The organism is Enterovirga sp. GCM10030262 (genome assembly GCF_042666435.1).
GTDB lineage: Bacteria > Pseudomonadota > Alphaproteobacteria > Sphingomonadales > Sphingomonadaceae > Allosphingosinicella.
This window is the reverse complement of the sequence record NZ_JBHTDC010000002.1, coordinates 645,141-658,077: the sequence shown is the minus strand read 5'-3', so window position 1 is coordinate 658,077 and position 12,937 is coordinate 645,141. Positions and strand designations below refer to the sequence as shown.

13 protein-coding genes are annotated in these 12,937 nt (G+C 68.4%); 5 read left to right on the top strand and 8 right to left on the bottom strand.

Going from position 1 to position 12,937, the window contains the following annotated elements; genetic code table 11:
- Window positions 1-48: 48 nt before the first annotated feature.
- The 4 genes from rplQ to ACFQRC_RS12410 all read right to left on the bottom strand — a co-directional run bounded on the left by rplQ (window position 49) and on the right by ACFQRC_RS12410 (window position 3,080).
- A complete protein-coding gene (gene rplQ, locus ACFQRC_RS12425) occupies window positions 49-471 on the bottom strand; it encodes a 50S ribosomal protein L17 (RefSeq protein ID WP_379961682.1) in 423 nt (140 codons plus the stop codon).
- 248 nt (window positions 472-719) lie between these two features.
- Entirely contained in the window at window positions 720-962 is a 243-nt protein-coding gene (locus ACFQRC_RS12420) for a hypothetical protein (RefSeq protein ID WP_379961680.1), read from the bottom strand.
- A gap of 202 nt (window positions 963-1,164) precedes the next feature.
- Entirely contained in the window at window positions 1,165-2,277 is a 1,113-nt protein-coding gene (dnaN, locus tag ACFQRC_RS12415) for a DNA polymerase III subunit beta (RefSeq protein WP_379961678.1), read from the bottom strand.
- Between the two features lie 155 nt (window positions 2,278-2,432).
- Complete coding sequence (locus ACFQRC_RS12410; RefSeq protein WP_379961676.1) at window positions 2,433-3,080, bottom strand: outer membrane protein; 648 nt, start codon at window positions 3,078-3,080, stop codon at window positions 2,433-2,435.
- 350 nt (window positions 3,081-3,430) lie between these two features.
- Between ACFQRC_RS12410 and ACFQRC_RS12405 the strand changes: the two genes are divergently transcribed.
- From ACFQRC_RS12405 to ACFQRC_RS12395, 3 genes are read left to right on the top strand one after another with little or no spacing between them, the layout of a single operon-like run.
- The gene (locus tag ACFQRC_RS12405) at window positions 3,431-3,802 is read left to right on the top strand and encodes a hypothetical protein (RefSeq protein WP_379961674.1); all 372 of its coding nucleotides are present in this window, start codon (window positions 3,431-3,433) and stop codon (window positions 3,800-3,802) included.
- 35 nt (window positions 3,803-3,837) lie between these two features.
- Complete coding sequence (locus tag ACFQRC_RS12400; protein WP_379961672.1) at window positions 3,838-5,664, top strand: DUF885 domain-containing protein; 1,827 nt, start codon at window positions 3,838-3,840, stop codon at window positions 5,662-5,664.
- Between the two features lie 53 nt (window positions 5,665-5,717).
- Window positions 5,718-8,213, top strand: a complete 2,496-nt coding sequence (locus ACFQRC_RS12395) for an ABC transporter permease (protein ID WP_379961670.1) — start codon at window positions 5,718-5,720, stop codon at window positions 8,211-8,213.
- A 13-nt stretch (window positions 8,214-8,226) separates the two neighbouring features.
- On the opposite strand, the gene ACFQRC_RS12390 is transcribed toward ACFQRC_RS12395, so the two are convergent.
- Entirely contained in the window at window positions 8,227-9,063 is an 837-nt protein-coding gene (locus ACFQRC_RS12390; protein ID WP_379961668.1) for a hypothetical protein, read from the bottom strand.
- The gene (locus tag ACFQRC_RS12385; protein ID WP_379961666.1) at window positions 9,056-9,661 is read right to left on the bottom strand and encodes a hypothetical protein; all 606 of its coding nucleotides are present in this window, start codon (window positions 9,659-9,661) and stop codon (window positions 9,056-9,058) included. Before ACFQRC_RS12385 ends, ACFQRC_RS12390 begins: the two co-directional genes overlap by 8 nt.
- A 272-nt stretch (window positions 9,662-9,933) precedes the next feature.
- Here ACFQRC_RS12385 and ACFQRC_RS12380 point away from each other — a divergent pair, with 272 nt between their 5' ends.
- Window positions 9,934-10,464: a thermonuclease family protein gene (locus ACFQRC_RS12380; RefSeq protein ID WP_379961664.1), complete on the top strand. Its 531-nt coding sequence runs from the start codon at window positions 9,934-9,936 to the stop codon at window positions 10,462-10,464.
- Between the two features lie 15 nt (window positions 10,465-10,479).
- Here ACFQRC_RS12380 and ACFQRC_RS12375 read toward each other — a convergent pair whose 3' ends face one another.
- On the bottom strand, window positions 10,480-10,725 hold the full coding sequence (locus ACFQRC_RS12375) for a hypothetical protein (RefSeq protein WP_379961663.1): 246 nt from the start codon (window positions 10,723-10,725) through the stop codon (window positions 10,480-10,482).
- Between the two features lie 76 nt (window positions 10,726-10,801).
- Between ACFQRC_RS12375 and ACFQRC_RS12370 the strand changes: the two genes are divergently transcribed.
- The gene (locus ACFQRC_RS12370) at window positions 10,802-11,908 is read left to right on the top strand and encodes an alpha/beta hydrolase family esterase (protein ID WP_379961661.1); all 1,107 of its coding nucleotides are present in this window, start codon (window positions 10,802-10,804) and stop codon (window positions 11,906-11,908) included.
- Window positions 11,909-12,093: 185 nt separating this feature from the next.
- Here ACFQRC_RS12370 and ACFQRC_RS12365 read toward each other — a convergent pair whose 3' ends face one another.
- Entirely contained in the window at window positions 12,094-12,786 is a 693-nt protein-coding gene (locus ACFQRC_RS12365; protein WP_379961659.1) for a hypothetical protein, read from the bottom strand.
- Window positions 12,787-12,937 lie beyond the last annotated feature (151 nt).

Genomic DNA, 12,937 nt, shown 5'->3' with positions numbered 1-12,937 from the left:
AAGGCCCCCCAAGCAGGGAGGCCTTCCTTGATCCGCCGGTCGTCCGGTTCAGGCCGCTTCGTACGCGTCCTCGTCGGACATCACCGGGCCAGAATCCTGACCCTTGGCGTCGACATCGCGGTCGACCAGCTCGATGATGGCGATCGGCGCCGCATCGGAGGCGCGGATGCCGGCCTTGATGATGCGGGTATAGCCGCCGGCGCGCTCGGCGTAGCGCGGCGCGATGACGTCGAACAATTTCTTGAGCTGGGTATCGTCGAGCATCCGCGCATGGGCGAGGCGGCGGTTGGAGAGGCCGCCCTTCTTGGCCAGCGTGATCAGTTTCTCGACATAGGGCCGCAGCTCCTTGGCCTTGGCCGTCGTCGTGGTGATCTGCTCGTGCTTGATGAGCGCGGCCGCCATGTTGCGGAACAGGGCCGCGCGGTGGCTCGAGGTGCGCTGCAGCTTGCGGCCGGCGACGCGATGACGCATGGAAACTTCCTTCTCGTTCGTCCGAAGCCCGTTTAGCGGGTACCCATCAAAGTGGTACTTTGATGGGAGCCTTCTGGTAGCTCCGGCCAGGCGATGAAATGGGGCACCGCCAAGACCCCGAAATGAAGAACGGGGCCGCGGCCCCGCACTCGTGGCGCCCCTAGAGCGGAGGGCCGGCGAAAAGTCAAGGCGCCCCGCGCGGGGAGCGTCGCCCCGGCCGCTTCGGACCGGGGCGCCGCATCGCCGGGTCAGGGGCTGACCGAAACGCCGCCCTCGTCGTCGTCGAGGAATTCGATGAAGCCGTAGATGAGCCCGCCGAACACCACCGCCGCGACGATATAGGCCGCGACGTTCGATTCGCCCGCTTGGGCGCTGCCCTGGAAGGACGTCTCGGCGGCGGGCGCGGGAGCGGCCGTCGCCTGGGAAAAGGCCGGACTGGCCCCCGCCACGGCCACGGCCGCGAGCAAGGTTGCTATCCTTTTCGATATCATGGTTTTTCCTCTCTTCTATCGATCGGGGGACTTGGGGGTTAACCCTTCGGCGCCGCGAATGTTACCGCCCGCGCGGGCTTGCGCCGCTGATGAAGGCCGGTCTGTCTCATAAGCGGCGGCGCAAGGCAGCGGCGTTCGCCGGCCTCGTCCAGCCGTGTCCAATCGACATTATATTCGAGGCGCCCGCCGAATCCTTCGGTCCTCAGACCCGCATCGGCATCAGCACATAGAGCGCGGGCGCCTTGTCGTTCTCCCTGAGCAGGGTCGGCGCGGCGGCGTCGGCGAGGTGGACCTCCACCGTGTCGCCCTCGATCTGGTTGAGGATGTCGAGGAGGTAGCGGGCGTTGAAGCCGATTTCGAAGCCTTCGGAGGCATAATCGCCGGGGACTTCCTCTGCGGCGGTGCCATTTTCGGGGCTGGTGACCGAGAGGGTGATCCTGTCGCGGTCGAGCGCCATCTTGACGGCGCGGGTCTTCTCGCTGGCGATGGTGGCGACGCGGTCGACGCCTTCCTCGAAGGAGCGGGGGTCGATCTTCAACAGCTTGTCGTTGGCGGTCGGGATGACCCGGCTGTAATCGGGGAAGGTGCCGTCGATCAGCTTGGACGTCAGGATCGCGTTGCCGAGGCCGAAGCGGATCTTCGATTCGGAGAGCGAGATTTCGACGGTGCCGTCGAGCTCGTCGAGCAATTTGCGCAATTCGGCCACGCATTTCCTGGGGATGATGACATCGGGCATGCCTTCCGCGCCGGCCGGCCGCGGCACGGTGACGCGGGCGAGGCGGTGGCCGTCGGTGGCGGCGGCCTTGAGCACCGGTTGCGCCTCGTCGGAGACGTGGAGGAAGATGCCGTTCAGATAATAACGCGTCTCTTCGGTCGAGATGGCGAAGCGGGTCTTGTCGATAATCTGGCGCAAGGTCGCGGCGGGCAGCTCGAATTTCGTCGGCAGATCGCCTTCGGCGATCACCGGGAAATCGTCGCGCGGCAGGGTCTGGAGGTTGAAGCGGGCGCGGCCGGCATTGACCTGCATCTTGCCCTCGGCGGCATTGAGCTCGACCTGGCTTCCCTCGGGCAGCTTGCGGGCGATGTCGAACAAGGTGTGAGCAGAGACGGTGGTGGCGCCGGCCTGGGTCACGTTGGCCTCGACTGTCTCGTTGACCTGAAGGTCGAGATCGGTCGCCATCAGCCGGATGCCGCCGTCCTCCGTCGCCTCGATGAGGACGTTGGAGAGGATGGGAATCGTGTTCCTGCGCTCCACCACGGACTGGACGTGGCCGAGGCTCTTCAACAGAGTGGCCCGCTCGATCGTCGCCTTCATCTACTACCCCTTGTCGGCCGAATTTTCGGTTTGGACTGGAGTTATAGCGGCCCTTTTCAAGCCTGCCAGTGGGGATGCTCAAAAAAAGGCCGGGACGTTGCCGCCCCGGCCTCTCGATCCGAACCCCCGGTGCGATCCGGGGGAAGTGGCTGGCTTCAGAATCGGAAGCCGACGCCGGCCACGACCTGGTGACGGTCGAGGTCGATCTCCCGCGAGAAGTCCGTGTCCACCATGTTATGCTGGACATTGTTGTAGTTCGAATAGCGATATTCGACCTTGCCATAGGCATTCTCGCCGAACGCATGCTCGACGCCCGCGCCGACGCGCAGGCCGTCGGCGTTGGTGTCGAACTCGAAGCGGTCGTCCGCGCCCTCGTAATTCGCCTCGACGGCGAGGTTGGTATAGCCACCCTTGGCATAGACCATCGTGCGGCTCGCCACGGGGACGCCGACGCGGGCGCCGACATAGAGGTCGCGGCCGGTTTCGATGCTGCGCTGGAAGCCGTCGATGCTCTCGTCGGCATCCTGGTTGCCGGTCGATTCCATGAATTCGCCCTCGACGCCCAGGATCACGCCGCCGGCATCGTAATCATAGCCGGCGCCGACGCCGAAGGCGACGCCGTCGATCGTCTCGTCGCCTTCATTGTCGGCATCGTCGACATTGTTCTCGCGCTCGCCCGAGCGCAGCGAATCGTAGCCGACCAGACCCTCGACGCGCGGTCCGGTGAACAGGGAGGCGTTCTGGGCCAGCGCCGGGGCGGCGACGGTGCCCGCGAGGAGGGCGGTGAGAATATACTTACGCATGGGTAACTCCATTGGTTAACGGAACCCGCTTGGGGAACGGCGAGCCCAGCGAACGCGGCTGGCGGAAGTTGCATGAACCCCAGATAAACGCGATTTTCTGTTGCCTTGGCGCCACAGACCGTTGATCTGTCGGAACCATGCGCTTGGCTCTTTTCCTGCTGTTTTTCGTTGGGCTTGCGCTGCCTGCCCCAATCCGGGGACAGGGCCGCCAGGATTCGCTCGGAATTTTTTTTCAATGGGGCGCGTTCCGTGAAGGGACGCATTGCTATGCGATCGCGGAGCCCGAGCGCTCGCCCCGGGCGCGAGACTGGAAGCCGTTCGCGTCGATCGGATATTGGCCGGACCGGGAAGTGCGGGGACAGCTCCACATCCGGCTGAGCCGCGAGAAGAGGGAGGGATCGGCAGTGCTGCTGACGATCGACGACCGCACCTGGCAGCTCGTCGCCAGCGGCAACAATGCCTGGGCGGCCGACCGGCGGGCCGATGCCGAGATCGTCGCCGCGATGCGCACCGGCATCGACATGACGGTCGCCACCCGATCGGATCGCGGCGCGCGCGTCCGGGATTATTACCGCCTGCGCGGCGCGGCGACGGCGGTCGACGCCGCCGCCATCGCCTGCGCGGCGCGGCGACGGCGGTCGACGCCGCCGCCATCGCCTGCGCGACGCGCTGAGCCGACGGCCATCGGATCGGCGCTTGCCGAGCACGGCTCGGCGTATTAGATCGCCAATACAGCATTTTCCTTGAAAGGCCGTCCATGAACCGCACGCTTCTCGCCGCCGCTTCCTCTTTGCTGGCACTCTCCTTCACGGCCGCCGGCGCCGCGACCGCGCAGACGGCCGCGTCCACCCCGGCGGCCGCGCCGCAATCCGAGGCCGCGCGACAGCTCCACGCTTTGTTCAAGCAGAGCGACGAGGACAATCTGCGCCGCAACCCGATCGGCGCGCTCTTCCGCGGCGACATGCGTTACGCGGATCGGCTCGGCGACTATCTCACCGACGAATATTTCGCGGCCGAGAAAGCGGCGGCCGAAGCCGAGCTGGCGGCGTTGGCCGGGATCGACCGGGCGCAACTGGGCGAGACCGACCGGATTGCCTATGATGTCTTCAAGTTCAGCCGCGAATCCGACCTCGAAGGCTTTGCGCCCGAGATTATGGCGTTGACCGTCGTTCGCCCGATCAACCATTTCAGCGGCTTCCACACCTTCTACCCGACCTTCGCTTCGGGCGAAGGCGCCGCGCCGTTCAAGACGGTTGAGGATTACGAGAATAATCTGAAGCGCCACAAGGAGTTCGTGACGCTTATCGACCGCGCTATCGGCCGTTTTCGCGAAGGCCTGGCATCGGGCGTCGTCGAGACGAAGCTGACGACCCAGAACGTCATCGACCAGCTCGACCTGCAGCTTGCGCAAAAGCCGGAGGAATCGCCTTATTACGCGCCGGCTCTGGCCTTTCCGGAAGACTTTTCGGACGCCGACAAGGCGCGCTTCAGCGCCGCCTATCTCGCCGCGGTGCGCGACGAAATCTATCCGGCTTATGCTCGCCTCCGCGATTTCCTGAAGACCGACTATCTCCCCAGGGCGCGCGAGGGCGTCGGCCTCGTCCACATGAAGGGCGGGGAGCGCCTGTACGATTATCTGATCGAAGGCACGACCACTTTGCCGCTCAAGGCGGGCGAAGTGCACGAGCTCGGCCTCTCCGAGGTCGCGCGGATCAAGGCCGGGATGGAGGCGATCCGCCAAGAGGTCGGCTTCGACGGCACCTTGCCCGAATTCTTCGAGCATCTGCGCACCGACGCCCAATTCAAGGCGGCATCGCGCGACGCTCTGCGCGACGGCTATTATGCGATCGGCAAGAAGGTCGACGCCCGCATCGGCGAGCAATTCTCGACCATCCCCGAGAGCCCGCTGGAGATACGCGCGGTCGAGCCGTTCCGCGAGAAGACCGCGGCCGGCGGTTCCTACCAGTCGGGTACGCCCGACGGGTCGCGCCCCGGCATCTTCTACTATAACGCCTATGACCTGCCGTCGCGGACGACCTATGGCATGGAGACGCTCTACCTCCACGAGGGCGCGCCCGGCCACCATTTCCAGATCAGCCTGGCCCAGGAAAATGAGGCGCTTCCGGCTTTCATGCGCTTCGGCGGCAATACCGCCTATGTCGAGGGCTGGGCGCTCTATGCCGAGACGCTGGGCGAGGAGCTGGGCCTGTTCACCGATCCCTATCAGCGCTTTGGCCATCTCGACGACGAGATGCTGCGCGCGATGCGGCTGGTGGTCGACACCGGCATCCACTCCAAGGGTTGGACCCGCGACCAGGCGATCGACTATATGCTCGCCAATTCGGGCATGAGCCGCACCGACGCCACCGCCGAGGTCGAACGTTACATCGCCATCCCGAGCCAGGCACTGGCCTACAAGATCGGCGCGCTCACCATCCAGCGGCTGCGCGCCAAGGCGGAGGCGGCGCTGGGCGACCGCTTCGATCCTCGCGAATTCCACGCTCAGGTGCTGATGACCGGCTCGCTGCCGATGGCGGTGCTGGAAAAGAAGATCGACGACTGGATCGCGGCCAAGAAAGCCTGATGGATGCCGCGCCAAATCCTCTCCCTTCCCCGGCGCGGGCCGGGGAGGGATAGGTGAACCTTCCGCTCACCCTTGCCCTGCGCGATCTGCGCGGGGGACTGGCCGGCCTGCGCCTGCTTGCCATCTGCCTGTTTCTTGGGGTCGCCGCGCTCGCCGCGGTCGGCTCGCTCTCCGCCGCGATCGTCTACGGCCTGGCCGACAAGGGCCAGTCGATCCTGGGCGGCGACGTTCAGGTCGAGATCGCGCAGCGCGCCGCCACCCCGGATGAACTGGCCGCCTTCCGCGCAGAGGGGCAGCTCAGCCATGTCACGCGGATGCGCGCCATGGCCGGCCGCCTCGACGGCGCCGACAGCCTGCTGGTCGAGCTGAAGGGCGTCGACGATTCCTATCCGCTTTATGGCGCCTTCCGCCTCCAGCCCGGCGCCCTCGCGCCGCGCCCGACGGGCAACCAGGTCGCCGTCGGGCCCGAACTGGCCGAGCGCCTGCGGCTCGAGGTCGGCGACAGCCTCCGCATCGGCTCGGCCACCCTCAGCATCATCGGCCTCATCGCCGAGGAGCCCGACCGAGTCGGGCAGGGCTTCGCGCTCGGCTCCACCGCGCTGGTCGACCGCGCCGGGCTCGACGCCACCGGCCTCGTCCAGCCGGGCAGCCTCTACACCAGCGCCTATCGCATGAAGCTTCCCGCAAGCGTCTCGCCCGAGGAGGTCACTCAGCGGATAGAAGAACGCTTCCCCGAGGCCGGCTTCGACATAGACGACCGCTCCAACGGCGCCCCCGGAACCCGCCGTTTCATCGAGCGGCTCGGCCAGTTCCTCACCCTGATCGGCCTCACCGCGCTCGTCGTCGCCGGCATCGGCGTCGGCAACGGCGTCACCTCGTGGCTGGACGGCAAGAGGGGCGTCATCGCGACCTTGAAGCTGCTCGGCGCCACCAGCCGCACCATCTTCCTCTCCTATCTGTTCCAGATCGGAATCGTCGCGCTCGCGGCCATCCTTGCCGGGCTCGCCGCGGGCGCCCTGGTGCCGTGGGTCGTCACCATGATCGCGGGCAGCGCCTTGCCGGTCCCGCCCATTATCTCGCTCTACCCGCTGCCGCTCGCGATCAGCGCCGCCTACGGCCTGCTCATCGCCCTGGTTTTCGCGTTGCTGCCTCTCGCCCGCGCCCGCATCGTGCCCGCCGCCAGCCTTTTCCGCGGCAGTCTGGAGCCGCTTCGCCGGCCCGGCTGGAGGATGATGCTCGCCATCGCCGTCGCCGCCGGCCTCATCGCCGCCCTCGCCATCGCCACGGCGCGCGAGCCCGGTTTCGCCGCGGGGTTCATAGGGTCGGCGCTCGCCCTCCTGCTCATGCTCACCCTGATCGGCTGGCTGATCCGCTGGAGCGCATCGAGGCTGCCGCGCCCGCGCAACCCGCTCTTCCGCCTCGCCCTCGCGAACCTTCACCGGCCGGCCGCGCAGACCGGCACTCTGGTCGTCGCTCTCGGCCTCGGCCTTACGTTGTTCACCACATTGGCGGTGATCGAGACCAACCTGTCGGGCCAGATCCGCACGACCATCCCGGACACGGCGCCGAGCTTCTTCATGCTCGACATACCGGTCGCCGAGGTCGACCGCTTCCGCGCTCTCGCAAGCCAAGCGGCGCCGCAAGGCGACCTCGTCACGATCCCGTCGCTGCGCGGAGCCGTTGTCGCGGTCGGCGACCAGCGCGTCTCCGAGATGACCGAGATTCCCGAGGGCGCCTGGTTCCTGCGCGGCGACCGCGGCCTCACTTATTCCCGCGAAATCCCGGACGGCAGCCGCCTGGTCGAAGGCGAATGGTGGCCCGCCGATTATCGCGGGCCGCCGCTCATCTCGCTCGACGTCGAAGCGGCGAGGGCGATCGGCATCGGCGTCGGCGACCGGCTCACCATCTCGATCCTCGGCCGCGAGATTGAGGCGGAGATAGCGAGCCTGCGCGAAATCAACTGGGACACGATGGGCTTCAACTTCGTGATCGTGTTCGCCCCCGGCGCGATCGAGGACGCCCCGCACAGCTTCATGGCGACGATCTCGATGCCGGCGGCTGAGGAGCAGGCTTTCTCGCGCGCCGTCGCCAATGCCTTTCCCACCGTCTCGGTCATCCGGGTCAAGGAAGTGGTCGAGACCGTGGCCGGAATGCTCGGTCAGCTCTCCGTCGCCGTCCGCTCGGCCGCCTCGGTCGCCATCCTCGCCGGCATCGCCGTGCTCATCGGCGCGCTGGCCGCGAGCCGCCGCGCCCGAACCTATGACAGCGTCATGCTCAAGCTGCTCGGCGCGACCAGGGCGCGCATCCTCGCCGCCCAGGGAATCGAGTTCGCCACGCTCGCCCTCATCCTCTCTTTCATCGCCTTCGCGTTGGGCGCCGGTGCCGGCTGGTACGTGGTGGTCGAGGTGCTGGAGCTCGAATGGGCGCCCGACTGGTCGGTCGTGGCGGCCACCCTGGCGCTCGGCGCGCTGGTGACCCTGATCCTCGGGCTGCTCGGCTCGCTCCCGGCTTTGGCGGCGCGGCCGGCGAGGGCGCTGCGCTCGCTGTAGTCGACAACCGCGCTCAGCAGCAATCGGGATCCGACGCTTCTTGCGCATCCATTGCCTCGGCGTCGGCCTCCCCAGTCTGGACGAAAGCCTCCGCGGGCAGGGAGCCGGGCGCTATCGCGGGCGCCGCGTCGTCGAGCGAGCGGATGGCGGCGAAAGTGCGGTAGTCCCATTGCCCGGTCGGCGGGAGCGCGCGGTCGGCCTGGAAGTCCTTCAGCACCGCATTGGCCGCCTGGCTCTCGATCAGGCCGGCGCGCTCTTCGACCAGCAGCGGCGCGGCGACCGGAGCCTCGGCCGCGGCGGCGATGGCGCGGCCTCCGCTCTCGATGGCGAGGGCGCCGTAGGCGGCGGCCCGCTCGGCGTCGCCGGACGCGCGATGGATCGCCGCCAGCTCGTTGGCCTCGAAAGCGATGGCTCCCCAGCGCCCGGTTTCCGCCGCCGCCGCCAGTCGCGCCCTTGCGTCGGCGCCCGCTTCCCCGGCCGGGGATCCGGCTTCGGCCAAATCTCCCGACAGCAGACCCGCCAGCGACGAGGCGTAGCCGATCGGATGGAGGATGACGACGAGCTCGGGTTTGCAGGCGCGCCAGCTGCCCTGGTTGGCGTACATCGGATAGAAGGACCTGATGCGGAACAAGGTGCCGGGCGTGCAGCTCAACGGTTCGAAGGTGACGCGGCCGTTGGCGTCGGTCTCGGTCTCCACCTCGACCTCCCCGACGCGCCGGCTGACATAGCTCTGGACGCCGGTGCCGTCGGGCTCGACGACCCGGACCACGACGCGCGGCGGGGTTTGGGCCGTGGCGGCGACGGCGTCGAGCAGCAGCAGCGCGGCGGCGGCCGAAACGAGCCTAGGCACTGGCGGCCTCCGGGGGCGGCTGCCGGCGAGCGCCGCCTTTCGGCCAGGATGCTCGGACGAGCAGGGCGACGAACGCGATCGACAGCAGCGCGAACGAGGCAAGTATGATCTCGAAATAGTTCTCGACCACGAAGCCGCGGGGGCTGGCGGCGTCGAAGACGTAGATGTCGAGCGGGTTGGTCTCGCTCGGCACGAACAGGAAGCGCGGCGCCACACCTTTATCGCTGAGGGCGGCGCCGAATTCGAGCCGCCCTCCGGCCGCGAGCGTCGTCGTGACCCGCACCACCCTCGGCCCCGAACGGATGGTGGTGGCGCCCGGCGCGTTGGGAGGATGGACCTCGACCCGGTGCGTGTCGGGGGCAACGCACGGGTCCCTGCCCGGACAGGCGAGCGCGAAATCGACCTCGACCAGCAAACGGGTCTTGGAGACATTGTGGACCTCGGCGACGATCCGGCCCGGCTCCGGCCGCTCGATCCGGTAGGAGACGGCCCGGGTCGAGCGGATGTCGTCGGCCAGCTCGGACAGGTGCCAGCCGAGCAGGGTGGCGAGCAGGCCGACGATGTAGGACGGCGCGTTGCCGCCCGGTTGCATTCCCATGCGCGAGACTCCCCCGCTCGAAAGCGCCCTCGGCATAGCATCCAGGAGGGCGCGAGGCGGGTGCCATTGCCGCCGCAACGGCTGGAAACGGGCCGAGATGGGTCCGGAACGGAGCAGGCGACGCGAGCGGCCGGCGGCGTTAAGCGCTTATTGGCTCGGCTCCCCTAGCATCGTCGCCGCACGGCGCGAGCGGCGGAGGTCCAGTGGCCAGAATGGCATTTCTTTCGGGAAAAGCCCGGCGCGGCGCGCGGTACAGCGCGCGCGATATTCGCGTGACCATGTTCGCGGGCCTGCTGATCGGCCTTCTCTATCACCAGATCGACAGCGGATGGAGCGTTCCGCGGGCCGAGCCGGACCTGGCGTCGCTGCCCGTCCCGGACCCTTATGCCCGATCGCGTGAATCGATGGAAATCCTGCGCCGGCAGGAGGGCGCACCGCCCTCCGCTTTGCCGACGGAGCGAACAGGAGCGCCGGCCGTACCGGTCGATGCCTCTTTCCAGGTGATTGACGGCGACACTTTCCGTCATGGCGGCGAGACGATCCGCATCGCCGACATCGACACGCCCGAGACCCACCCGTCGCGCTGCGCCCGCGAAGCGGAGCTTGGCGCGCGGGCGACGGCGCGGCTCGAGGCGCTGCTGGGCGGCGGCGGGTTCGAGCTGCGCCCGATCGGCCGCGACGAGGACCGCTACGGCCGCAAGCTCCGGATCGTCGAGCGGGACGGTCGCTCGCTCGGGGAAATATTGGTCGCCGAAGGCCTGGCGCGGCCTTGGGAGGGACGGCGGCGAAGCTGGTGCGGTTGAGGCGCCGGCGGCGCTTCAGGCGGCGCGGGCGCGGCGGGCTTCCTCGCAGAGGCGGCGGAGCTGGCGGGCCAAAGCGGGGCCGGCGAGATGGGCGTCGACCTGATCGAGACGCTCGCTCTTGAGCTTCAGGCGTATGTCGTTGACGGTGGCGTAATCGCCCGAGCGGGCGAGGGCGAAGGCGCGTTCCAGAGTGGTGGGTTGGGTCATGCGGCCGGTATAGGACAAGGCGGCGCCGAAACCAAATCCGCCTGTCGCATTCATGCTGCACTGCAACAAAATGCGTGGCAAAGGGTTGGGGATGAGACGCCACCCGTTCCGGGCTCGGCGGGAGGATCCTATGCCGAGAATCAGACCAGCCCTCCGGATCGGCCGGAGCCGCAAGGGCGCGCCCGGGTTCGCGCCCGCGTCGGAAACGGCGGACCGCCTGTCCGACCTTGATGCGATCCCGAACAATCCCGGCAACCTGCTTGGCCGCTATTACGTGCCCGAGGGGCTGACGGGCCCCGCGCCCCTCGTCGTCATCCTCCACGGCTGCACCCAGAATGCCGCGGTCTACGACCAGGGATCGGGCTGGTCGCGGCTGGCCGACCGGCACGGCTTCATCCTGCTCTTTCCAGAGCAGGTCCGCGCCAACAATCCTCTGCTCTGCTTCAACTGGTTTTCGGGCAACGACGCCCAGCGCGGCATGGGCGAGGCGGCGTCGATCCGCTCGATGATCGACGCGATGGCCAAAGCGCACGCCATCGACCGGGAGCGCATCTTCGTCACCGGCCTCAGCGCCGGCGGGGCGATGGCCTCGGTGATGCTCGCCGCGTATCCGGAGATGTTCGCGGCCGGTGCGATCATCGCCGGCGTCGCTTATGGCTGCGCCAGCGGAGTCGCCGAAGCGTTCGACTGCATGGGCGGCCGGGCGCGGAGCGACGCGGCGGAGCTGGGCGCCCGGGTGCGCCGCGCAAGCCCGCACAAGGGGCCGTGGCCTCGCGTGCAGGTGTGGCAGGGGAGCGCGGACACGACCGTCGTCCCCAGCAACGCCGACGCGATCGTGCTGCAATGGACCGACCTCCACGGCCTCCCACCCGAACCGACCCGCGCCGACGAAGCGGGCGGCCATCCCCGCCGCATGTGGGAAGGCAAGGACGGGACGGCGCTGATCGAGGAATATCGGATCGCCGGCATGGCCCACGGCATCCCGCTCGATCCCGGCACCGGCGAGGGCCAGTCGGGCGAGGCGGGCGCGCACATGCTGGACGTGGGCCTGAGCTCCACCGACCGCATCGCCGCCTTCTTCGGCATCGCCCCGGCGGTGGCGGAGGCGCCGGTTCGCAAGCCCCCGGCCAAAGCCAGAGGGGCCGGCGTCGCGCGTTCCGTGGCGCGGCCGGAGCCCGCGAACGAGGTTCAGGCGGTGATCGAGAAGGCGCTGAAATCGGCGGGGCTGATGCGCTGAGCTGAGCCCGTTCCTCCCCGACGCGGCGTTCCGAGACGCCATAGCGCCGAGATAGGTCAGACGGGCTGGACCGCGCTCCTCTCGCGCGGTGCGGCGCTTTTCCGCCATCGACCGAGGAGGAGGCCGACATGCCGCAGGTCCGCGAATGGTCACCAATGTTCGCACTGGCCATGGCGATTGCCGGCTCAGTCCGCCGCCAGGTCGGCCAGCGCTTCGAGCAGCGCCGGGAAGGCCTGCCGGGCTTCGGCCTGGGGATCGGCGGTGGAATCCTTGCGCAGCTCCCACGGGGCGGCGAAGCGGCGCGGATCGAGCCGGGCCAGCAGCCACATCAGCAGCTTGTCGCTGGGCGCCCGTTTCTCCGCGACGAGCTCGCCCCCTTGCCAGACCTGCTCGACCCGCCCGTGAATGGCGCGATCGAAGGCGAGCGCGGAGAGCCGGCCGACCGCGAGCTGGTCCGCCGTGTCCCAGGCCGCGGCGAAAGCCGGCGAGCGGGCGCGAAGCCGGTAGGCCGAGCGCGCCGTCAGCCGCGCGGTAGCGCTGGCGAGATGAACCGAACCGGTTTCGGCGAGGCAGGTCAGGAAAAGGCGCTGGCGCTCGGCGCTCCAGCCGGCGAGCCGCTTGCGGCTGTCCTCCAGCGGAACGCCGTCGAACGGCGTGGCCGCGACCGGCGGCTCGCCGGGGGCCGCGTCGGGGACGCTTTCCCCGGCAGGCGGCAGCAGGTCGGTCGGCCAGGCGATGTTTTGATCTGTCGGCGGCACCAGCGACAGGCGCGGACCGCCCTCCTCGTCCGCCGCCTTGGCAACCGCCTCCTCGCGGTCGCTCGCCGCCGCCCAGGCGTCGAACTCCTCGACACTCATTTCTCGTGCGATGGGCTTCATGATTTTCGCTCCCGTGATTCGTAGGAGCGAGCCATTTATCCCATTTGGTGCGCTGTAGGAAAATGGATTTTATTGCGGGCGCGGAGATGCCCCGACCAGCTGATGCCGACCTACGAACTCTGGACCATCCGGCGCGAAGCCGGGCTGCCGT

Excerpts from the sequence above, each read along its gene's own strand:
- rplQ (WP_379961682.1), bottom strand. The coding sequence starts at position 471 with ATGCGTCATCGCGTCGCCGGCCGCAAGCTGCAGCGCACCTCGAGCCAC.
- ACFQRC_RS12420 (WP_379961680.1), bottom strand. The coding sequence starts at position 962 with ATGATATCGAAAAGGATAGCAACCTTGCTCGCGGCCGTGGCCGTGGCG.
- dnaN (WP_379961678.1), bottom strand. The coding sequence starts at position 2,277 with ATGAAGGCGACGATCGAGCGGGCCACTCTGTTGAAGAGCCTCGGCCAC.
- ACFQRC_RS12410 (WP_379961676.1), bottom strand. The coding sequence starts at position 3,080 with ATGCGTAAGTATATTCTCACCGCCCTCCTCGCGGGCACCGTCGCCGCC.
- ACFQRC_RS12400 (WP_379961672.1), top strand. The coding sequence starts at position 3,838 with ATGAACCGCACGCTTCTCGCCGCCGCTTCCTCTTTGCTGGCACTCTCC.
- ACFQRC_RS12385 (WP_379961666.1), bottom strand. The coding sequence starts at position 9,661 with ATGGGAATGCAACCGGGCGGCAACGCGCCGTCCTACATCGTCGGCCTG.
- ACFQRC_RS12375 (WP_379961663.1), bottom strand. The coding sequence starts at position 10,725 with ATGAATGCGACAGGCGGATTTGGTTTCGGCGCCGCCTTGTCCTATACC.
- ACFQRC_RS12370 (WP_379961661.1), top strand. The coding sequence starts at position 10,802 with ATGCCGAGAATCAGACCAGCCCTCCGGATCGGCCGGAGCCGCAAGGGC.
- ACFQRC_RS12365 (WP_379961659.1), bottom strand. The coding sequence starts at position 12,786 with ATGAAGCCCATCGCACGAGAAATGAGTGTCGAGGAGTTCGACGCCTGG.